General features: G+C 71.3%; 18 protein-coding genes. 14 read left to right on the forward strand and 4 right to left on the reverse strand.

All coding sequences use genetic code 11. The features are described from left to right. The first annotated feature begins 62 nt into the window (after positions 1-62). Positions 63-2,252 (forward strand): RelA/SpoT family protein, encoded by a 2,190-nt coding sequence (locus ACWCSU_RS42140; protein ID WP_357703285.1) that lies wholly within the window; start codon positions 63-65, stop codon positions 2,250-2,252. 16 nt (positions 2,253-2,268) lie between these two features. Here the strand turns inward: ACWCSU_RS42140 and ACWCSU_RS42145 are convergent, their stop codons facing one another. From ACWCSU_RS42145 to ACWCSU_RS42155, 3 genes are all read right to left on the reverse strand, one after another. Next, positions 2,269-3,357 (reverse strand): cupin domain-containing protein, encoded by a 1,089-nt coding sequence (locus ACWCSU_RS42145; protein WP_357703287.1) that lies wholly within the window; start codon positions 3,355-3,357, stop codon positions 2,269-2,271. A 40-nt stretch (positions 3,358-3,397) separates the two neighbouring features. Then, positions 3,398-4,627: a DUF349 domain-containing protein gene (locus tag ACWCSU_RS42150; RefSeq protein WP_449942203.1), complete on the reverse strand. Its 1,230-nt coding sequence runs from the start codon at positions 4,625-4,627 to the stop codon at positions 3,398-3,400. A gap of 62 nt (positions 4,628-4,689) precedes the next feature. Further along, complete coding sequence (locus ACWCSU_RS42155) at positions 4,690-5,562, reverse strand: peptidylprolyl isomerase (RefSeq protein ID WP_357703291.1); 873 nt, start codon at positions 5,560-5,562, stop codon at positions 4,690-4,692. 138 nt (positions 5,563-5,700) lie between these two features. On the opposite strand from ACWCSU_RS42155, the gene ACWCSU_RS42160 reads away from it, so the two are divergent. From ACWCSU_RS42160 to aspS, 3 genes are read left to right on the forward strand one after another with little or no spacing between them, the layout of a single operon-like run. Next, on the forward strand, positions 5,701-6,378 hold the full coding sequence (locus tag ACWCSU_RS42160) for an MBL fold metallo-hydrolase (protein ID WP_357703293.1): 678 nt from the start codon (positions 5,701-5,703) through the stop codon (positions 6,376-6,378). Beyond that, the gene (gene hisS / locus ACWCSU_RS42165; RefSeq protein ID WP_357703295.1) at positions 6,378-7,637 is read left to right on the forward strand and encodes a histidine--tRNA ligase; all 1,260 of its coding nucleotides are present in this window, start codon (positions 6,378-6,380) and stop codon (positions 7,635-7,637) included. The genes ACWCSU_RS42160 and hisS overlap by 1 nt, the downstream gene beginning before the upstream one ends. After that, positions 7,634-9,370, forward strand: a complete 1,737-nt coding sequence (gene aspS / locus ACWCSU_RS42170; protein ID WP_397037251.1) for an aspartate--tRNA ligase — start codon at positions 7,634-7,636, stop codon at positions 9,368-9,370. Before hisS ends, aspS begins: the two co-directional genes overlap by 4 nt. 59 nt (positions 9,371-9,429) lie before the next feature. Here aspS and ACWCSU_RS42175 read toward each other — a convergent pair whose 3' ends face one another. Continuing rightward, positions 9,430-10,320, reverse strand: coding sequence for a peptidylprolyl isomerase (locus ACWCSU_RS42175; protein WP_449942204.1), 891 nt, complete (start codon positions 10,318-10,320; stop codon positions 9,430-9,432). 173 nt (positions 10,321-10,493) lie between these two features. On the opposite strand from ACWCSU_RS42175, the gene ACWCSU_RS42180 reads away from it, so the two are divergent. The 10 genes from ACWCSU_RS42180 (at position 10,494) to ACWCSU_RS42225 (ending at position 20,637) form a co-directional block, all read left to right on the forward strand. Then, the gene (locus ACWCSU_RS42180) at positions 10,494-10,994 is read left to right on the forward strand and encodes a hypothetical protein (protein WP_449942205.1); all 501 of its coding nucleotides are present in this window, start codon (positions 10,494-10,496) and stop codon (positions 10,992-10,994) included. Between the two features lie 69 nt (positions 10,995-11,063). Further along, positions 11,064-12,305 (forward strand): replication-associated recombination protein A, encoded by a 1,242-nt coding sequence (locus ACWCSU_RS42185; protein WP_449942234.1) that lies wholly within the window; start codon positions 11,064-11,066, stop codon positions 12,303-12,305. A gap of 33 nt (positions 12,306-12,338) precedes the next feature. Then, positions 12,339-13,115, forward strand: a complete 777-nt coding sequence (locus ACWCSU_RS42190) for a hypothetical protein (RefSeq protein WP_449942206.1) — start codon at positions 12,339-12,341, stop codon at positions 13,113-13,115. 183 nt (positions 13,116-13,298) lie between these two features. Continuing rightward, positions 13,299-13,667, forward strand: coding sequence for a DUF948 domain-containing protein (locus ACWCSU_RS42195; protein ID WP_357703307.1), 369 nt, complete (start codon positions 13,299-13,301; stop codon positions 13,665-13,667). Next, a complete protein-coding gene (locus ACWCSU_RS42200) occupies positions 13,664-13,894 on the forward strand; it encodes a hypothetical protein (protein WP_357703309.1) in 231 nt (76 codons plus the stop codon). The genes ACWCSU_RS42195 and ACWCSU_RS42200 overlap by 4 nt, the downstream gene beginning before the upstream one ends. A 22-nt stretch (positions 13,895-13,916) precedes the next feature. Further along, positions 13,917-16,589, forward strand: a complete 2,673-nt coding sequence (gene alaS, locus ACWCSU_RS42205; protein ID WP_449942207.1) for an alanine--tRNA ligase — start codon at positions 13,917-13,919, stop codon at positions 16,587-16,589. A 1-nt stretch (position 16,590) separates the two neighbouring features. After that, positions 16,591-17,073, forward strand: a complete 483-nt coding sequence (gene ruvX / locus ACWCSU_RS42210; RefSeq protein ID WP_357703313.1) for a Holliday junction resolvase RuvX — start codon at positions 16,591-16,593, stop codon at positions 17,071-17,073. Positions 17,074-17,164: 91 nt separating this feature from the next. After that, positions 17,165-18,328 carry an endolytic transglycosylase MltG gene (mltG, locus tag ACWCSU_RS42215; RefSeq protein ID WP_449942208.1) on the forward strand — a complete coding sequence of 388 codons (1,164 nt, stop codon included), beginning with the start codon at positions 17,165-17,167 and terminating at the stop codon, positions 18,326-18,328. A gap of 211 nt (positions 18,329-18,539) precedes the next feature. After that, entirely contained in the window at positions 18,540-19,697 is a 1,158-nt protein-coding gene (mltG, locus tag ACWCSU_RS42220; RefSeq protein ID WP_449942209.1) for an endolytic transglycosylase MltG, read from the forward strand. A gap of 85 nt (positions 19,698-19,782) precedes the next feature. Then, positions 19,783-20,637: a shikimate dehydrogenase gene (locus ACWCSU_RS42225; protein ID WP_449942210.1), complete on the forward strand. Its 855-nt coding sequence runs from the start codon at positions 19,783-19,785 to the stop codon at positions 20,635-20,637. Positions 20,638-20,669: the final 32 nt, after the last annotated feature.

A 20,669-nucleotide genomic window follows, 5' to 3' on the forward strand; every position in this document is an offset into this window, starting at 1 on the left:
CTGGTAATGCCGACGCGCCCGGCGTTCCTGCGGTGCGTCGACGGCGGTTTGGGGGTGGGGCCATGAATCCGGTGCTGGAGCCGCTGTTCCGCACGGTCCGGGCCACCCATCCCAAGGCCGATCTGCGCCTGATCGAGCGCGCCTACGACATGGCCGCCTACCACCACCGCGACCAGAAGCGGAAGTCCGGCGACCCCTACATCACCCACCCGCTCGCCGTGGCGACGATCCTGGCCGAGCTGGGCACCGACGACGAGACGCTGTGCGCCGCGCTGCTGCACGACACCGTCGAGGACACCGCCTACAGCCTCGACGAGCTGCGCGGCGACTTCGGCGACACGATCGGCTCGCTGGTCGACGGCGTCACCAAGCTCGACAAGGTCAAGTTCGGCGACGCGGCGCAGGCCGAGACCGTGCGCAAGATGGTCGTGGCGATGTCGCGCGACATCCGCGTGCTCATCATCAAGCTCGCCGACCGGCTGCACAACATGCGCACCATGCGCTACCTGCCCGAGCACAAGCGCCACCAGAAGTCCCGCGAGACGCTGGAGATCTTCGCGCCGCTGGCCCACCGGCTGGGCATGAACACGATCAAGTGGGAGCTGGAGGACCTCGCGTTCGCGATGCTCTACCCCAAGCGCTACGACGAGATCGCGCGCATGGTGTCCGAGCGCGCGCCGCGGCGTGACCTGTTCCTCCAGGAGGTCATCGAGAAGGTCTCCGGCGACCTGCGCGAGGCCAAGATCCGCGCGGTGGTCAAGGGCCGGCCCAAGCACTACTACTCCGTCTACCAGAAGATGATCGCCCGCGACGTCGCCTTCGACGACATCTACGACCTGGTGGGCATCCGGGTCCTGGTCGACAGCGTGCGCGACTGCTACGCGGCGCTGGGCACGATCCACGCGCGCTGGAACCCGGTCCCCGGCCGGTTCAAGGACTACATCGCGATGCCCAAGTTCAACATGTACCAGTCGCTGCACACCACGGTGATCGGTCCGGAGGGCAAGCCGGTCGAGCTGCAGATCCGCACGCACGCGATGCACCACAGGGCCGAGTACGGCGTGGCCGCTCACTGGAAGTACAAGGAGGAGGTCGGCGCGCCGGGGCCGACCGGCAAGGTCAAGCCGGGCAGCGACATGGCCTGGCTGCGCCAGCTCCTCGACTGGCAGAAGGAGACCTCCGACCCGGGCGAGTTCCTGGAGTCGCTGCGGTTCGACCTGTCGGTGTCCGAGGTCTACGTGTTCACCCCGAAGGGCCAGGTCATCGCGCTGCCCGAGGGCGGCACGCCGGTCGACTTCGCCTACGCCGTGCACACCGAGGTCGGCCATCGCTGCATCGGCGCGCGCGTCAACGGGCGGCTGGTGCCGCTGGAGTCGCGGCTCGGCAACGGCGACACGGTCGAGATCTTCACCTCCAAGTCGCCCGACGCCGGGCCGTCGCGCGACTGGCTGAAGTTCGTCAAGTCCGGCCGGGCCCGCAACAAGATTCGGCAGTGGTTCTCCAAGGAGCGCCGCGAGACCGCGATCGAGGCGGGCAAGGAGGCCATCGGCCGCGCCATGCGCAAGCAGGGCCTGCCGCTGCAGCGCCTGATGTCCGGCGAGGCGCTGCTGGCGCTCGCCCGCGACCTGCGCTACCCCGACGTGTCGGCGCTCTACGCGGCCGTGGGGGAGGGGCACATCGCCGCGCAGGCGGTCGTGCAGAAGCTCGTGGCCTCGATCGGCGGCGTGGAGAGCGCCGAGGAGGACATCGCCGAGACGTCCCTGCCGACCCGGCTGCGCGGCCGTCCGCGCGGCGGCGGCGCGGGCGTGGTCGTGGCGGGCGACGCCGACGTGTGGGTGCGCCTGTCCAAGTGCTGCACGCCGGTGCCCGGCGACGAGATCGTGGGCTTCGTCACCCGCGGCCACGGCGTGTCCGTGCACCGCGCCGACTGCACCAACGTCCAGCAGCTCAGGGAGCAGCCCGACCGGCTGGTCGAGGTGAGCTGGTCGCCGGGCGACGACAGCGTGTTCCTGGTGGCCATCCAGGTGGAGGCGCTCGACCGGCCGCGGTTGCTGTCCGACGTCACGCGCACCCTGTCCGACCAGCACGTCAACATCCTCAGCGCCTCCGTCACGACCTCGCGCGACCGGGTGGCGATCAGCAAGTTCACCTTCGAGATGGGCGACCCGAAGCACCTGGGCCACGTGCTCAAGGCCGTGCGCAGCATCCAGGGCGTCTTCGACGTCTACCGGGTGAGCGGCGCCGGCAGCTGAGGGGCCGCCGAAGGAATCAGCCCTTCAGGTCCGGCAGGTTGACCACGATCGCCTCCTGGGTGCTGCGCGCGATCACCACGACCGCCTCCCGCTCGGGGTCGGGGTTCTCCTCGCGGTGCGGGGTGTAGGGCGGCACGTAGACGTAGTCGCCGGGGGCCGCCTCGATCCGCCGTTCGCGGCCGTCCTGGAGGAAGACGAAGCGCGGGGTGCCGCTGACGACGTAGATGGCGGTCTCGGAGGCGCCGTGGTGGTGGTCGGAGGAGCGGGTGGCGGGCGCGACGTGCGTCTGGCCCATCCACAGGGCCGACGAACCGGCCGTGGCGCCGCTGATCGCGGCCAGCCGGCGCATCCCGGAGCTCTGGGCCGTGTCGCCCGACAGCGCCTCAGCGGCGATGTGACGCAGCGGGAGGTGGAAGGGGTCGCCCTCGGCCCGGTAGCCCTCCCACAGGCGCCCTCCGGCCCGTTCCAGGACGCCTGAGGCCACCGTGGTCAGCAGCGCCGGGTCGGAGTGGGCCGCCAGCAGCTCGTCGGCCAGCGCCGGGTCGTGCTCGCGCAGCTCGCGCAGCAGCCATTTGCCGTTGCCCCGCCACCTGCCGCCCACGTCGAGCGCGAGCCTGGCGGTCTCCTGGACCACCTGCCAGCGGATGAACAGCTGCTCGCCGGGGTCGGTCGCGCCCGCCAGGTCGTCGAGCAGGTCGGACAGGCCGTAACGGGCCTGTTCGGCGCGGGGCGCGGCCAGGTCGCCGGGACCGGCGGCCAGCCGTTCGCCGAGCACCGTCTGCAGGTCGCTGGCCCGGCCGCCGGTGCGGTCGACCAGCACCGCGCCGTCGGCGCACATGCGGGCCATGCCCGGCTTGCGCCGGGCCAGGTCGCGGTCGACGTAGGCGTCGAGGCTGGTCTCGCTGTGGACGTACAGCTCGACGGGCCAGCCGTGCCAGCGCAGGGACTCGCGATAGGGCACGGCCAGCCCGTCGAGCACCACCACGACGTCGAGGTCGGAGGTGCGGGTGCGGCGCTCGGTGAGCACGCTGCCGCCGACGAAGGCGTACAGGGCGCCGGGGAACAGCTCGTCGACGAGGGCGCGCGCGACGCTGACGGGGTCCATGCCGTCAGCGTAGGACCCCGGCCGCCCTCCGAAGATCGGATCAGCTGAACTCGGTCAGCGTGCGCTCGGCCTCCTCCAGCCACGAACGGCGGGCGACCAGCGCCTCCTCGGTCTCCTTGACGTCCTTGGCCCGGCCGGCGGCCTGCGCCTTGGACAGCCGCTTCTCCAGCTGCTCGATGGAGGCGCGGAGCTGGTCGACCGTGCTCTGGGCGCGCGCCCTGGCCTCGGGGTTGGACCGCTTCCACTCGGCGTCCTCGGCCTTGCGCACGGCCTCGTCGACCTTGCGCAGCCCGCCTTCGAGCCGGTCGCGCTGCTCGCGCGGCACCGGTCCGGCGGCCTCCCAGCGCTCCAGGATGTGCCGCAGCGCCGCCCTGGCCGTGCGCACGTCGGTGACCGGGAGGATCTTCTCGGCCTCGGCCAGCAGCTCCTCCTTGATCTCGGCGTTGGCCGCCAGCGAGGCGTCGCGCTCGGCGAAGACCGCCGAACGGGCCTGGAAGAACTGGTCCTGGGCGGCCTTGAAGCGGCCCCACAGCTCGTCCTCGACCTCGCGTGAGGCGCGGCCTGCGGTCTTCCACTGCTGCATCAGCTCGCGGTAGATCGCCGCGGTCGTGCCCCAGTCGGTGGAGCCCGCGATGGCCTCGGCCTCGGCGACGATGCGCTCCTTGGCCGAGCGCACGCCCTCGCGCTGCTCGTCGAGACCCGCGAAGTACTGCTTGCGGCGCTTGGCGAAGGCCGTACGGGCGGCCGACAGGCGCTTCCACAGCGCCGCCTCGGTGACCCGGTCGATCCGGTCGGCGGCCTTCCACTCCTCCACGAGCTGGCGCAGCCGTTCGCCGCCCGACTTCCAGTGGGTGGTCTCGTCGGCGATGCGCTCGGCCTCGGCGACGATGCGTTCCTTGACCGTCCTGGCCTCGGCGCGCGCCTGGTCGCGGGCGGCCTTGACCTCCTCGCGGCGATGGCCGACCAGCTCGGTCAGGCCGTCGAGGCGGGCCGTCAGCGCCGCCAGGTCGCCCACGGCGTGGGCGTCGGCGACGGCCTCGCGCAGCTTGGCGATGCTCGCCTCGGCCTGCGCGGGCGCCAGGTCGGTGCCCTTGACCCGCTGTTCGAGGAGCTGTACCTGGCCCGACAGCTCGTCGTACTTGCGATGGAAGTAGGCCAGTGCCTCTTCGGGTTCACCGGCCTGCCAGGAGCCGACGGCCCGCTCTCCCTCAGCCGTACGCACGTAGACGGTGCCGTCGTCGTCTACCCGGCCCCACGGGTCGGTGCTCACCGTGTCCTCCCGCACTATCCATCAGACCCTTCGGGACTACTTCGTCCCTAGTTTGTATTACGTCAGCTCTTGCCGGCGATTGTCACGTCTTTGATTTCGAGGGTTTGCTTCGGTGCTCCGGTCCCATCTCCCATGTCAGCGATGATGCCCGCTTTGTTCACCTTGTCCAGGATGTCGAGCCCCTTGGTGATCGTACCCACCGGCGTGTAATCCGGGGTGAGTCCGAGATCGCCGTAAACGAGGAAGAACTGGCTCCCCGTGCTGCCCGGCGCCGACGTCTTCGCCATCGCCACCGTGCCGCGCTTGTACGCCGCCCCCTGCAGGTTCTCCTCGGCCATCACGTAGCCGGGGCCGCCCGCGCCGTCCTGGCTCTTGCCGTCGGCCTTGGCCGTCGGGTCGCCGCACTGCAGCATCGGGAACTTGTCGCTGCCGAGCCGGTGGCACTTGCTGCCGTCGTAGAACTTCTTGGATGCCAGGAAGGCCAGCGAGTTGGTCGTGCAGGGCGCCTTGGCGTTGTCGAGCTCGACCACGATGGCGCCCAGGTTGGTGTCGAGCGTCATCGTCCTCTTGGCCGGTTCGGTCTTGACCTTGGCCGGCGGCATGCCGACGTCCTTGACCTGACCGCCGGCCGCCTCCTTGACATAGTCGCAGGTGCCGGCCGCCGCGTCGTACGGCTTGGGCCCCTTGTCGGCCGCGGCCGACGCGGTGTCCTGCGGGGCCGAGGCCGAAGGCGAGGCGGCCGCCTCGGTCTTCGAGTCGCCGCCGCCGAGGAGCGCGACCGCGGCCACGATGCCGCCCACCACGACCACGACGCCGACCGTGGAGCCGATGATCGCGGTGCGCTTGGCCTTCTGCTCGCGCTCGATGCGGCGCTGCATCTGCCGCTCGTAGTGCTCACGTGCCAGCTGCTTCTGCCGGTCCTTGCCCGTGGCCACCGCTTTGCCTCCCATAGTCAATCAACTGAGGTGGGCGAATCGTATCGGCCAATGGGTAATGATTCGCAGCCCGGCGACCCGCACCGGTACCCTTCGGTTACATTCCCATTGGCTTTTCGACGAGATCACCTGAGGCAGATGCTCATCGCAGGCTTCCCCGCAGGGGCCCTCCAGACCAATTGTTACGTCGTCGCGCCCGCGGCCGGCGAGGAGTGCGTGATCGTCGATCCGGGCCAGGACGCCGCCGAAGGCGTCGACGAGTTGCTGCGCGAGCACCGGCTCAAGCCGGTCGCGGTGCTGCTCACGCACGGCCACCTCGACCACGTGTGGTCGGTCGCCCCCGTCTGCGGCGCGCGCGACGTCCCCGCGTGGATCCACCCCGACGACCGCCACCTGCTGAGCGACCCCTCGGCCGGCTGGGGCGGCGGCGTCTCGCTGTTCGGCGACATCAGGCTGAGCGAGCCCGACGACGTGCGCGAGCTGTCCGACGGCGCGGAGCTCAGCCTGGCGGGTCTCGATCTCGTGGTCGACCATACCCCGGGCCATACCAGGGGGTCGGTGAGCTTCCGGCTGCCCGGCGACGAGATCATGTTCTCGGGCGACCTGCTGTTCGCCGGCTCCATCGGCCGTAGCGACCTTCCCGGCGGCGACTACGCGACCATCCTGCGCAGCCTGGCCACCAAGTGCCTGCCGCTGCCTGACGATACGGTCGTCCTGCCGGGCCACGGACCACAGACCACGATCGGCCGCGAGCGCGCCACCAACCCTTACCTGAAGGAAGCGGCGCCGCAGGCCGGTCCCACACGAGGGATCTAATGAGCTTCCAAGCACCCAAAGGCACCTTCGACTGGCTGCCGCCCAGCTCCGAGGCCATCCTGGCCGTGCGCGAGGCGCTGGCCGCGCCCCTGAGGCGGGCGGGCTACGGCTACGTCGAGACCCCCGTCTTCGAGGACACCGAGCTGTTCAAGCGAGGCGTGGGCGAGTCAACCGACGTGGTGTCGAAGGAGATGTACACCTTCCCCGACAAGGCGGGCAGGTCGCTGACCCTGCGCCCCGAGGGCACCGCCTCGGTCGTGCGCGCCGTGCTCCAGCACAACCTGCACACCGGCCAGCTCCCGGTCAAGTTGTGGTACTCCGGCAGCCAGTTCCGCTACGAGCGTGCCCAGAAGGGCCGCTACCGCCACTTCTGGCAGGTCGGGGCCGAGGCCCTGGGCTCCGAGGACCCGGCGCTCGACGCCGAGCTGATCGTGCTCGGCGCGCGGGGCTTCGCCTCGCTCGGGCTCCGGCAGGTCAAGCTGCTGGTCAACTCGCTCGGCGACAAGAACTGCCGGCCCGCCTACCGGGCCGCGCTGCAGGAGTTCCTGCGCGGGCTCGACCTCGACGCCGACACCAGGGCCCGCATCGAGATCAACCCGCTGCGGGTGCTCGACGACAAGCGGCCCGAGGTGCAGGCGCAGCTCACCGGCGCGCCGCTGGTGGTCGACCACCTGTGCGCGGCGTGCAAGAGCTACCACGAGGAGGTTCGCTCGCTGCTGACCGCCTCGGGCGTGGCCTTCGAGGACGACCCGCGGCTCGTGCGCGGGCTCGACTACTACACGCGCACCACGTTCGAGTTCGTGCACGGCGGGCTCGGCTCGCAGTCGGCCGTCGGCGGCGGCGGCCGCTACGACGGGCTCAGCGAGGTGCTGGGGGGCCCGCCGCTGCCCAGCGTCGGCTGGGCGCTCGGCGTCGACCGCACGTACCTGGCGATGGAGGCCGAGGGTCTGCTCGGCGAGGCCGCGCCGGGCCGCGTCCAGGTGTACGGTGTCCCGCTGGGTGACGACGCCCGCCGCCGCATGTTCCTGCTCCTCTCCGAGCTGCGCGAGGCGGGCATCAGCGCCGACATGGCCTTCGGCGGCAAGGGGCTCAAGGGCGCGATGAAGGGCGCGGACCGATCCGGCGCCCGGTTCGCGCTGATCCTGGGCGAGCGTGACCTCGCGGCCGAGGCCGTGCAACTGAAGGACCTGACCACCGCTGAACAGACCGAGGTGCCGCTGGCCCAGGTCGCCGACGTTTTGAAAGGGAAAGTGCAGTGATCCGCACGCATACGGCCGGGTCGCTCCGTGAGGAGCATGCCGGGCAGCAGGTGACGCTCGCAGGATGGGTGGCCCGCCGCCGTGACCACGGCGGCGTTGTCTTCATCGACCTGCGCGACGCCTCCGGCTCGGCGCAGGTGGTCTTCCGCGAGGAGGACCACGCCCACGACCTGCGCGCCGAGTACTGCGTGCAGGTGGTCGGCCAGGTCAGGGTGCGCCCGGAGGGCAACGCCAACCCCGAGCTGCCCACCGGCGCGATCGAGGTCGTGGCCGAGCGGGTCGAGGTGCTGAGCGAGTCCGCGCCGCTGCCGTTCCCCATCGAGGGCAACGTGGGCGTGTCGGAGGAGGCCCGGCTCAAGTACCGCTACCTCGACATCCGCCGCCAGCAGGTCGCGAGCGCCATGCGCACCCGCTCCAAGGCCACCTACCTGGCCAACGAGGTGATGCACGAGCTCGGCTTCGTCTACGTCGAGACCCCGACGCTGACCCGCTCGACCCCCGAGGGCGCGCGCGACTTCCTGGTGCCGGTCCGCCTCCAGCCCGGCAACTGGTACGCCCTGCCGCAGTCGCCGCAGCTGTTCAAGCAGCTCCTCCAGGTCGCCGGCCTGGAGCGCTACTACCAGCTCGCCAAGTGCTACCGCGACGAGGACCTGCGGGCCGACCGCCAGCCCGAGTTCACCCAGATCGACGTCGAGATGTCCTTCGTCGACCAGGAGGACGTCATCGAGGTCGGCGAGAAGCTGGTCGGCCGGCTGTGGCGGGAGATCCTCGGCTACGAGATCCCCATGCCGCTGCCGCGCATGACCTACGCCGACGCCATGGCCCGCTACGGCTCCGACAAGCCCGACCTGCGCTTCGGCCAGGAGCTCGTCGAGATGACCGACTACTTCGCCGACACCTCCTTCCGCGTCTTCCAGGCCGACTACGTCGGCGCGGTGGTCATGCCGGGCGGCGGCTCGCAGACCCGCAAGGAGCTCGACGGCTGGCAGGAGTGGGCGCGCAGCCGCGGCGCCAAGGGCCTGGCGTACGTGCTGGTCCAGGAGGACGGCACGCTCGGCGGCCCGGTCGCCAAGAACCTGTCGGAGCAGGAGCTGTCCGGCCTGGCCGCCAAGGTCGGCGCCAACCCCGGCGACGCGGTCTTCTTCGCCGCCGGCGCCCGCTCGGCCTCCCGCGACCTGCTGGGCGCGGCCCGGCTGGAGATCGGCCGGCGCTGCGGCCTGATCGACGAGTCGCAGTGGTCGTTCCTGTGGGTGGTCGACGCCCCCATGTTCGAGGAGGACGGCGAGGGCGGCTGGACGGCCGTGCACCACCCGTTCACCGGTCCCAAGCCGGAGTGGGCCGACAACTTCCAGGACCACCCGGGCGAGGCCCTGGCCTACGCCTACGACATGGTCTGCAACGGCATGGAGATCGGCGGCGGCTCGATCCGTATCCACCGGGCCGAGATGCAGCAGCGCGTCTTCGACGTGCTCGGCATCTCCAAGGAGGAGGCCGAGAGCAAGTTCGGCTTCCTGCTGGAGGCGTTCAAGTACGGCCCGCCCCCGCACGGCGGCATCGCCTACGGCTGGGACCGGATCTGCATGCTGCTGTCCGGCGGCGACTCGATCCGCGACGTGATCGCGTTCCCGAAGACCGCCTCCGGCTTCGACCCTCTGACCGCCGCGCCGACGCCGATCACGGCCGAGCAGCGCAAGGAGGCGGGCGTCGACGCCCAGCCCAAGTCCGAGGCCTGACACGACGACGGCGGGCGTCCCCTTTCCGAGGGGGACGCCCGCCGTTCTCGTGTGCCGAGCTACCTCAGCGTGACGCGCTTGATGATGATGGGGTTCTTCGGCGCGGTCGAGCCGCCGTCGCCCACGATGTCGTCGCCGTTGACGATGACGCCGTCCTTGGCGACCTTCTCGATGATCTCCAGGCCGGAGCGCACGATGCCGAGCACCGAGTACTGCGGCTCCAGCTGGCCGTTCTCGTCCGACAGCGAGATGGCGAACTGGCTGCTGTTCTGCCCGGCGGCGCCGTCGGGCTGGGTCAGGAACACCACGCCCTTGGTGTAGGACATGGTGCCGGCGGCCTCGTCGCCGAACACGTAGCCGGCCGTGCCCTGTCCGTCGGTCGGGTTCCTGCCGTCGGCCTTGGCCTGCGGGTCGCCACACTGCAGCAGGAACAGGCCGGCCGTCTCCGGCGTCGCCAGCCGGTGGCACTTGGTGTTGTTGTAGAAGCCCTTCCTGGCCAGGAACGCCATCGAGTTGACCGAGCACGGGGTCGCGTTCGCGTCGACGTCGATGACGATGTTGCCGTGGTTGGTGGTCACGGTCATCGTCTTGAGCTTCAGGTTGGGCCGCTTGCCCGGCAGGCCGACGAACTTGTTGGGCGCGGAGTCGTCACGCTTGTACGTGCACGACACCTCGCCCGCCTTCCTCGGCGGCGTGGTGCTCGGCAGCTCCGTCGGCGCGGGAGAACTGGTGCTGGCGGAGGGCGTGGGCGTGCTCGCCGCCGCGGCCGTCTTCTTGTCGTCGCCCATCAGGGTGGTCGCGGCGAAGATGCCGCCCGCCACCACGACGACGGCCACGCCCGCGCCGATGAAGGTGTTCCGCCTGCCTTTGGCGGTCTGTTCGGCCGCGCGCCGCGCCTGCCGCTCCTTGTGCTCCCGGGCCAGCTCGCTCTGGCGGTCGTCGCCGCTCACCGGTTGTCTCCTTCATCTTTGCCGACACATGACCAAACAACTCCGCGAATGCTACCGGCCTCCGATATGTGCCGGGCGTAAGTGGCGGAAGCCACTGACTGGGGCAAGTGGGAGATAGAACCTTTCGGTATGAGAATTCGTAGTCCAGGTGAGGCCCCTACCAAGGAGTGATCGTGTTCGAGCAGATCCTCGGCCTGCCGGCCCATCCGCTCATCGTCCATTTCGCCGTGGTGCTGACGCCGCTGCTCGTCCTCCTGGCGGGGGCTTACGCGCTGCTGCCACGCGTACGGGCCCTGGCGGCGTGGGCGGTGGTGCTGCTCGCCGTGGCCGCCCCCGTGGTGGTCCTGGTGGCCAAGGAGAGCGGGGAGAGCCTGAAGCGGGCCCGCTTCGCCGACGTTGAGGGCCCGCTCGGGGCGCGCGTCGCCGACCACGAGAGCTTCGCGAACCCGCTGCTGCTGTCGGTGGCCGGTCTGGCCGCCGCCTCCCTGGCCCTCGTGTACGCCACCACCCCCGCGCGCCGCTCGGTCACCTCCGACCGGTTCGGCAGGCCCGTCACGTTCGTCCTGTCGGCGCTGACGGTCGTCCTGGCGGCCGTGGCGGGGTGGTTCTGCTTCCGCGCGGGCGACTCCGGGGCCAGGGCCGTGTGGGCCGCGGCGGGTCTGACCGGCGTGTAATCTCGCGTTGTGGATAGCCTGTTCGATTCGGCGGCTGAGGAGGCCACCCCGCAACCCCTCGCGGTGCGGATGCGCCCGCGCACCCTCGACGAGGTGATCGGCCAGCGACACCTGCTGGGCCCCGGCACCCCGCTGCGGCGGCTGGTCGAGAGCGAGGCCCCCATGTCGCTGTTCCTGTGGGGCCCGCCCGGCACCGGCAAGACGACCCTGGCCTACGTCGTCTCCAACGTCACCAAGCGCCGCTTCGTCGAGATCTCCGCCGTCTCGGCGGGCGTCAAGGACGTCCGCGCCGCCATCGACAACGCCCGCCGCGAGCTGGGCATGAGCGGCCGGCAGACCGTGCTGTTCGTCGACGAGGTCCACCGCTTCAACAAGGCCCAGCAGGACGCCCTGCTGCCGGCGGTGGAGAACCGCTGGGTCACCTTCATCGGCGCCACCACCGAGAACCCGTCCTTCTCGGTCATCTCGCCGCTGCTGTCGCGCTCGCTGCTGCTCACGCTGGAGTCGCTGTCCGACGACGACGTGCGCGCGGTCCTGGAGCGCGCGGTGGCCGAGCCGCGCGGCCTGGACGGGCGGCCCCGGCTCGCGCCCGAGGCCCTCGACCACCTGGTGCGCCTGGCCGGCGGCGACGCCCGCAGGTCGCTGACCTACCTGGAGGCCGCCGCCCTGCTGGCCGACGACATCACCGTCGAGGTGGTGGAGAAGGCCGCCGACAAGGCGGCCGTGCGCTACGACCGCCAGGGCGACCAGCACTACGACGTGATCAGCGCGTTCATCAAGTCGATGCGCGGCTCCGACGCCGACGCGGCGCTCCACTACCTGGCCCGCATGATCGAGGCCGGCGAGGACCCGCGCTTCATCGCCCGCCGCATCGTCATCTTCGCCTCCGAGGACGTCGGCATGGCCGATCCCACCTGCCTGCAGACGGCGGTGGCCGTGGCCCAGGCCGTGCAGCTCATCGGGCTGCCCGAGGGGCAGATCAACCTGGCCCAGGCCGTCATCCACTGCGCGATGGCGCCCAAGTCCAACGCGGTCGTCAAGGCCATCGGCGCGGCGGTCGGCGACGTCCGCAAGGGGCTGATCGGCCAGGTCCCCGGCCACCTGCGCGACGCCCACTACCCCGGCGCCGCCAAGCTCGGCCACGGCGACGGCTACAAGTACCCGCACGACTTCGACCACGGCCTGGTGCGCCAGGACTACGCGCCCGAGCAGGTGCGCGACCGCCGCTACTACGAGCCCACCCGCCACGGCGCAGAGGCTCCCGTGGCCGACCGCTGGGCCAGGATCCGCGACTTCCTGCGCGGCTCCTGACCGTCCCGCCCGCACGCCAGATTGATCGCCACCATGACCGTCACCTCGAACGACCACCGCGCGAGCTTCGACGCCCGCATCACCTTCGGCAACGGCGGCGACCTCGCCGTCCACGGCTTCCGCGTCGACCTGCCCGGGCCCGACGTCTCCGAAGGCGAGATCGCCGCCCTGTTCGTGGCCTCGCTCGGCCTGCTGATGACCGACGGCGTCGAGCTGACCAACGTCGAGATCTTCGCCGAGCCGCACAAGGGCACCAGGGGAGGGCCGTCCGACCGCGCGGCCACGGCCGCCCCGGCGGCGGGGGGAGCGCTGGTCGAGCTCGCCCGTCCGCCCGCCGAGGGCGGCACCTGCCTGGTGGCGCCCGGCGGCGACCTGCCGGGGCTGCCCCTCTCGCGCGCGGCCGAGCTGCCCACCGTGGTGGTGCGGCTGGAAGGGGCCGGGGGGCGGGAGGTCGGCGTGGGCACGCTGGCCGCCTTCGACGTGCGCGGCAGGGCCGTGCTGCTGCACACCGGCGCGGGCGACGGCGGGCGGCTCACCCCGGAGGCCGCCGCGTGGCTGGCCGCGGGCGGCGTGGCCCTGGTCGGCACCGACGCCGACACCCTCGACGGCACCACGTCTGAGGGGGACGAAGGGCGCGTGGGCGGACCGGCGCTCGACGTGCTGCTCGCCGCCGGTGTGCCGGTCGTGGAGCGGCTGACCGGGCTCGACCGGCTGCCGCCGACCGGCGCCCTGTTCACGGCCGCGCCGCCGCTGCTGGAGGGCGTCGGGCGGGTTCCCGTACGCGCCTTCGCCCGCGTCCCCGAGGCGTGACAGGCGGCGTGACAGGAGGCGGCAGGGCAGCGGAAGGCCTGGTCAGGGCGGCATGCGATCGGTCACGGAAGCGTCCGCAGGCGACCTGGCCGCCGGATCGGACCCGGTTTCCTCACGAACGTTGTCGCCGGGACGCGATAAGGTTCTTGCCGTTCCGGCCCAGCGTACGAGGGAGATGAGCGGATGCTTACCGCTGGAGAGGTCGCCGGGCTGATCGCGGCCACGGGCTGGATTGTCCTGGTCTGCGTTCTCGCCATGGTGCTCGTCAAGCTCGCCAGGCTGCTCACCGAGACCACCAAGGCGGTCTCCGACCTGAACAACCGCCTGGTTCCGCTGCTCGACGACGTGAGCGTCACGGTCAACGAGACCAACAGGCAACTGGTCGCGGTCGAGGCCATCGCCCAGGACGTCAAGCAGGTCAGCGCCCACGCCGCCAAGCTCAGCGCGGTGACGCAGACCATCTTCACGGGCCCGTTGATCAAGGTGTCGTCGCTCGGCTACGGCGTGCGGCGCGCCATCGAGGCCCGCAGGCCGCCGAGGCGGTCCCGGTGATCAGACGGCTGTTCTACCTCTCACTCGGCGCGTTCCTCGCCTTCTGGGTGATGCGCAGGCTGCAGGCGCTGCACCCGACCCACGTCGTCCGGCGCACGGCCGACGGCGCGGCGGGCATGCTCGCGCGGGTGAGAGACTTTACCTCTGACGCGCTCGGCGAGGCCGCCGAGCGCGAAACCCAGTTGCGGGCCCGCTTCGGGCTCGACAACGCTGAAGACAACAACTGACTACCAGCAAAGGATGGCCACAATGGAGTCGGCAGAGATAGCCCGCCGCTTCCTGCGCTTCTTCGAGGAGCGTGGGCACAAGGTCGTGCCCTCGGCCAGCCTGATCGCTGAGGACCCCACGCTACTCCTGGTTCCTGCCGGTATGGTGCCGTTCAAGCCGTACTTCCTGGGGCAGCGCAAGCCTCCGGCGTCACGGCTGGCAACCGCGCAGAAGTGCGTGCGCACGCCCGACATCGAAGAGGTCGGCAAGACCACCCGGCACGCCACCTTCTTCCAGATGCTCGGCAACTTCTCCTTCGGCGACTACTTCAAGTCCGAAGTGATCCCGTTCGCGTGGGAGCTGCTCACCCGCTCCGAGTCCGACGGCGGCTTCGGCTTCCCCGAAGACCGGCTCTGGGCGACCGTCTACCTCGAGGACGACGAGGCCTACGACATCTGGCGCAACAAGGTCGGCGTGCCCGAGAGCCGCATCCAGCGCCGCGGCCTGGAGGACAACTACTGGCACATGGGCGTGCCCGGCCCCGGCGGCCCCTGCTCGGAGATCTACTACGACCGCGGCCCCGAGTACGGCAAGGAGGGCGGCCCCGTCGCCGACGAGGACCGCTACCTCGAGGTCTGGAACCTCGTCTTCATGCAGTACCAGCTCAGCCAGGTCCGCACCAAGGTCGACTTCGACATCTCCGGCGAGCTGCCGGCCAAGAACATCGACACCGGCATGGGCCTTGAGCGCATGGCGACGATCCTGCAGGGCGTCGACAACCTCTACGAGATCGACACCACCTACAAGATCCTCGACAAGGCGGCCGAGCTCACCAAGACCCGCTACGGCCGCGACCACCGCGCCGACGTGAGCCTGCGCGTGATCGCCGACCACGTGCGCACCGGCACCATGCTGGTCGCCGACGGCGTCATGCCCGGCAACGAGGGCCGCGGCTACGTGCTGCGCCGCATCCTGCGCCGCTCGGTGCGCAACCTGCGCCTGCTCGGCTCCGGCGACGAGCGCTACATGCACGAGCTGACCGACGTCGCGATCAACGTGATGGGCGAGCAGTACCCCGAGCTCAAGGCCGACGCGCCGCAGATCCACGGGATCATCGACGCGGAGGAGGCGTCCTTCCTGGGCACGCTCCGCACCGGCACCGCGATCTTCGACGTGGCCGTCGAGGAGACCAAGCGCAAGTCGGGCACGACGCTCTCGGGCGACCAGGCGTTCAAGCTGCACGACACCTACGGCTTCCCGATCGACCTCACCCTGGAGATGGCGGCCGAGCAGGGGCTCAAGGTCGACGAAGAGGGCTTCCGCCGCCTCATGAAGGAGCAGCGGCAGAACGCCAAGGCCGACGCGGCGGCCAAGAAGACCGGCAACGCCGACATCTCCGTCTTCGGCCACCTGCTGGAGAAGGCCGGCAAGATCGACTTCCTCGGCTACGACGAGACCGAGGCCGAGACGTCCGTCGTCGGCATCCTGGTCGACGGCGTCAGCGTGCCGGCGGCCGGCGCGGGCACGACCGTCGAGATCGTGCTCGGCCGCACCCCGTTCTACGCCGAGGGCGGCGGCCAGCTCGCCGACCAGGGCGTCATCCGCACGGCGGGCGCCGAGGTCGAGATCCTCGACGTGCAGTCGCCGCTCAAGGGCCTGATCGTCCATCGCGGCAAGATCCGCAGCGGTGAGCTGAAGGCCGGCGACGAGGCCCAGGCCGAGATCGACGTCGAGCGCCGCCGGGCGATCTCGCGCAGCCACAGCGCAACCCACCTGGTCCACCGCGGCTTCAAGAACGCGCTGGGCGAGACGGCCGCGCAGGCGGGCTCGGAGAACTCCCCGGGCCGCTTCCGCTTCGACTTCACCGCGGCCGGCGCGGTCCCGGCCAGTGTGCTGCGCGACGTCGAGGACGAGGTCAACGCGGTGCTGATCAACGACCTCAAGGTCAACGCGTTCTACACCTCCCAGGCCGAGGCCAGGGCGATGGGCGCGCTGGCGATGTTCGGCGAGAAGTACGGCGACGAGGTCCGCGTGGTCGAGATCGGCGACTACTCGCGCGAGCTGTGCGGCGGCACCCACGTCCACAGCTCCGGGCAGCTCGGCCTGGTCAAGGTGCTGGGCGAGCAGTCGGTCGGCGCGGGCGTGCGCCGGGTCGAGGCGCTGGTCGGCATCGACGCCTTCCGCTTCCTGGCCCGCGAGAGCGTGCTGGTGGCCCAGCTGTCCGAACAGCTCAAGGCGCGCCGCGAGGAGCTGCCCGAGCGCATCGAGGGCATCGTCACCCGCCTGCGCACCGCCGAGAAGGAGCTGGAGAAGGTGCGCTCGGCGCAGGTGCTCCAGGTGGCCGGCGAGCTGGCGTCCCAGGCCCGTGACCTGCACGGAGTCTCCGTGGTGACTCACCGCGCGCCTGATGGCACCGGCGCCGACGACCTGCGTAAGCTCGCGCTTGATGTGCGTGGCAGATTCCCGGCCGACCGGCCGGCGGTCGTGGTGATCGCCGGCGCCCCCTCCGACCGGCCCGTGGTGGTCGCCGCGGTCAACGAGGCGGGGCGCGAGCGGGGGCTCAAGGCCGGAAGGCTGGTCGGCGTCGCCGCCAAGGCTCTTGGGGGTGGCGGTGGCGGCAAGGACGATGTCGCGCAGGGCGGCGGTACGCGGCCCGAGGCGATGGGCGACGCGCTCGGCCTGGTCGAACAGGCCATCGGCGAGCAGATCGGATGACATGAGGTTCGGTTCGCGGATCGGCGTCGACGTCGGATCCGTACGCATCGGCGTGGCCCGCAGCGACCCCAGTGGGACGCTGGCCACGCCGGTCGAGACCGTGCGGCGCGGCAAGGGCGACCTCGACCGCATCGCCGAGATCGTCGCCGAGCACGAGGCGATCGAGGTGATCGTGGGGTTGCCCACCTCGCTGTCCGGGCGTGAGGGGCAGGCGGCCGGGCTGGCCCGCGCGTTCGCCACCGAGCTGGCCGGGCGGCTGGCGCCCACGCCGGTGCGGCTGTTCGACGAGCGGCTCACCACGGTCGCCGCCCAGCATGGGCTGCGGGCCAGCGGCGTACGCGCCAAGAAGCAGCGCGGGGTCGTCGACCAGGCGGCCGCCGTCGTGCTGCTGCAGGACGCCCTCGACTCCGAACGCGCCACCGACAGACCACCAGGCAGGCCCGTCGAACCGCCCCCCGCGGCGGCCGACGGACCTGCCTCATGACCGGGCGGCACCGCGAGGCCCGCGACGAGGCCATGACCTGTGCGCCCACTCCGGGGCTGCCCGCCCGGCGCCTGCCCGGCGAGGTGGTCACGTGAACGCCACCCCTGAGGACGACGGCGGCGAAGTGGTCCCGTTCCAGCGGGCCGACTCCGAGCAGGAGTCGCCGCCGGAGCCGGCGGCCGGGGAGCCTCCGGGCGACGGCGACGGCCCGCCGCAGCGTCGGGGCCGGGCCCTGGGCAAGGCGGGGCTGATCTCCGCCGCGCTGGTGGCCGCCCTGGTGGCGGCGGGGGCGGCCGCGCTCACGGTGGTCAGGCCGTACCTGAGCCCCGACGACTTCGAGGGCGTGGGCAGCGGGACGGTCACCGTCCGCATCCCGCCGGGCGCGAACGCCGAGGAGATCGGCACCGCGCTGGCCGACGCGGGGGTGGTGGCCAGCTCGCGTTCGTTCGTGAACGCGGCCCAGGAGCGGGCCGTGGCCAACCGGCTGCGTCCCGGCCACTACCGGCTGCGCAAGGGCATGGCCGCGGGCGCGGCGCTCGATCTGCTGCTCGCGCCGACGTCCCGGCTCGTCAGGCGGGTGGCGGTGCCCGAGGGGCTGCGCGCGAACGAGGTGCTGCGGCGCGTCGCCCACCTGGCTGCGCTGCCGCTGAAGGAGCTGCAGGCTGTCGACAAGAGCCTCATCGGGCTGCCCACGTACGCGCCCGGGATCGAGGGCTTCCTGTTCCCCGCCACCTACGACGTCGAGCCCGGCGACAAGCCCGTGGACGTACTGGCCGCCATGGTGGAGCGGTGGGGCGTGGCCGCCCGGCAGATCCATCTGGCGGACGGGGCCCGGCGGCTCGGCCTGACCCCGCTGGAGGTCCTCACGGTCGCCAGCCTCGTCCAGGCGGAGGGCGGCACCGACGCCGATTACCCCAAGATCGCCAGAGTGATCTACAACAGGCTCAAGAGCAACACGCCGCTGGAGCTGGACACCACGGTCCTGTACGCGCAGAACCGCCGGTCACTGAAGGTCACGGAGAGCGACACCAAGGTGAACTCGCCCTACAACACCTACCGCCGCCGCGGGCTGCCGCCGGCGCCCATAGCCAATCCGGGGGAGAAGGCGCTGCTGGCGGCGCTGAACCCAGCCGCAGGTGATTGGCACTGGTTTGTGACGACGGATCCGGCGCATAGAATCACCAAATTCACCAACAAAGAGAGCGAGTTCGTGAGATACCGGGAAGAGTTGAACAAGAACCTCGGGACAGGCTGATGTTCGGCGGGACCCCCCTCGTCCCCGCGCAAAAGCCCCATCCCGGGTCATGCGCTCTCTTCTCATCCCCTAGCATGGCTACCCAGAGTGATCTCCGCTGGTCGTGGGAGCATGCCCGGCGGATCCCCCCGTTCCGCCCGGTGACCCCAGCCGGTTCGGCACAACCGCTTGACGCCGAACGGGCCGTACCGGGAGATTGGCCAGCGCACCTATGAGCGATCTCGATCTGAACTCCCTGCTCGGCACCGAGGACGACGAGGGTCGGTCCCGGCGCCGTTCCCGTGGCTCCGGAAAGCGCGGCGGCAACCGCCGGCGGCGCAGACGGCGCAACCGTGGCGGCTTCATCGCGCCGCTGCTCGCCTTCGTGGTGCTGGCGGGCATCATCGGCGGCGGCGGCTACTACGGCTACCTGTGGGTCAGCGACGCCCTCGTCCCCGACGACTACACCGGCCAGGGCACCGGCGAGGTGATCGTCGAGATCAAGGACGGCCAGAGCGCGTCGGAGGTGGCCGAGGAACTCGTGCGCCTGGGCGTCGTGGCCAGCGCCAGGGCGTTCAGCACCGCCATCGGCAACGCCGGCAAGAGCGGGTCGCTCCAGCCCGGCCAGTACAAGATGCGCAAGAAGATGTCGGCGGCCGACGCGGTGGCGATGCTGAGCCCCGAGAACAAGCTGCTGGCCAAGGTGCCGGTCAAGGAGGGCCTGCGCCTGTCCGACACGCTGACCACGCTGGCCAAGGCGACGGACAAGCCGGTCAAGGGGTTCGCGGCCGCGGCCAAGGAGACCGGCGACCTCGACCTGCCGTCGTACGCCAAGGGCAAGCTCGAAGGGTACGCCTTCCCGGCCACCTACCAGTTCCCGCCCAACGCCACCCCGGCCCAGATCCTGGGCGCGATGGTCAAGCGGTTCAACCAGACCGCCGAGGAGGTCGACCTCGAAGGCGGCGCCAAGGCGCTCGGGCACAAGCCCCAGGACATCGTGATCATCGCCAGCATCATCCAGGCCGAGGCCGGCCGGTTCGAGGACATGCCCAAGATCGCCCGCGTCATCTACAACCGGCTCGACCGCGACCCGGAGATGAAGCTGGAGATGGACAGCACGGTCATGTACGCCCTCAACAAGTACCGCACCGCCGCCACCTTCGCCGAGACGAAGACGAAGAGCCGGTACAACACCTACATGTACCTCGGCCTGCCGCCGGGCCCGATCTCGAACCCGGGTCAGCACGCCATCGAGGCGGCGCTCAACCCGGCCAAGGGCGACTGGCTCTACTTCGTCGCCACCGACCCCAAGAGCAGCGTCACCAAGTTCGCCACCACCGAGGCCGAACGCCAGGCACTGCTGGCCGAGTACAAGCGGAACGGCGGCTGACCCCCGCAGGCGGGCTGCGGGACGACCGGCGGCCCGCCCACGCGGCGTGGTAGGAGTAAGGACCGTGTTTCCGGAAGGAGTGTCGATGCGGGCTGCGGTCATGGGCTCGCCGATCGGGCATTCGCTCTCGCCCCACCTGCACAGGGCCGCCTACGCGGCGATGGGGCTCGACGAGTGGAGCTACGAGGCGTTCGAGTGCGACGAGGCGCGGCTGCCCGGCCTGCTCGCCGGGCTGACCCCCGTACGCGGACAGGGCGGCGGCGAGCGGGCCTGGGCGGGCCTGTCGCTGACGATGCCGCTCAAGCGGGCCGTGCTGCCGCTCCTCGACACCGTCTCCGACCTGGCCGTCGAGGTGGGCGGGGCCAACACCGTGGTCTTCGCCGACGGCCTGCGTCACGGGCACAACACCGACGTCCACGGCATCGAGCGGGCGCTGGCCGAGGCGGGCGTGCCCGCGCCGTGCTCGGCGACCGTCCTGGGCGGCGGCGCCACGGCCGCCTCCGCGCTGGCGGCCCTGCGCAACCTGGGGCTGTTCGCGGTCACGCTGCTGGTACGCGACCCGGCCAGGGCGGGGGAGACGGCCGAGGTGGCCGACCGGCTGGGCGTGACGCTGGCGGTGGAGACGTTCGACAAGCTCGACGCGTCCATCGGGGTGGACCTGGTGGTCTCCACGCTGCCCGCGGGGGCCGCCGACGCGTGGGCGGGGCGGCTGGCCCGGGTGCCGGCGCTGTTCGACGTGGTCTACGCCCCCTGGCCGACCAGGGCGGCCACGGCGGTCCGCGAGGCGGGCGGCACGGTGGTCGGCGGCTTCCCGATGCTCCTGCACCAGGCCGTGCGCCAGGTGGAGCTGATGACCGGCCGCACGGACGTGCCGGTCGAGGCCATGCGCGCGGCGGGCGAGGCCGAGATCGCCCGGCGGTCCACGGCCCCGCAGGGCTGATCTCCCGGACGATTACCCGTGCCTGCGGGATG

The sequence above is a fragment of the Nonomuraea sp. NPDC001699 genome (genome assembly GCF_053596455.1).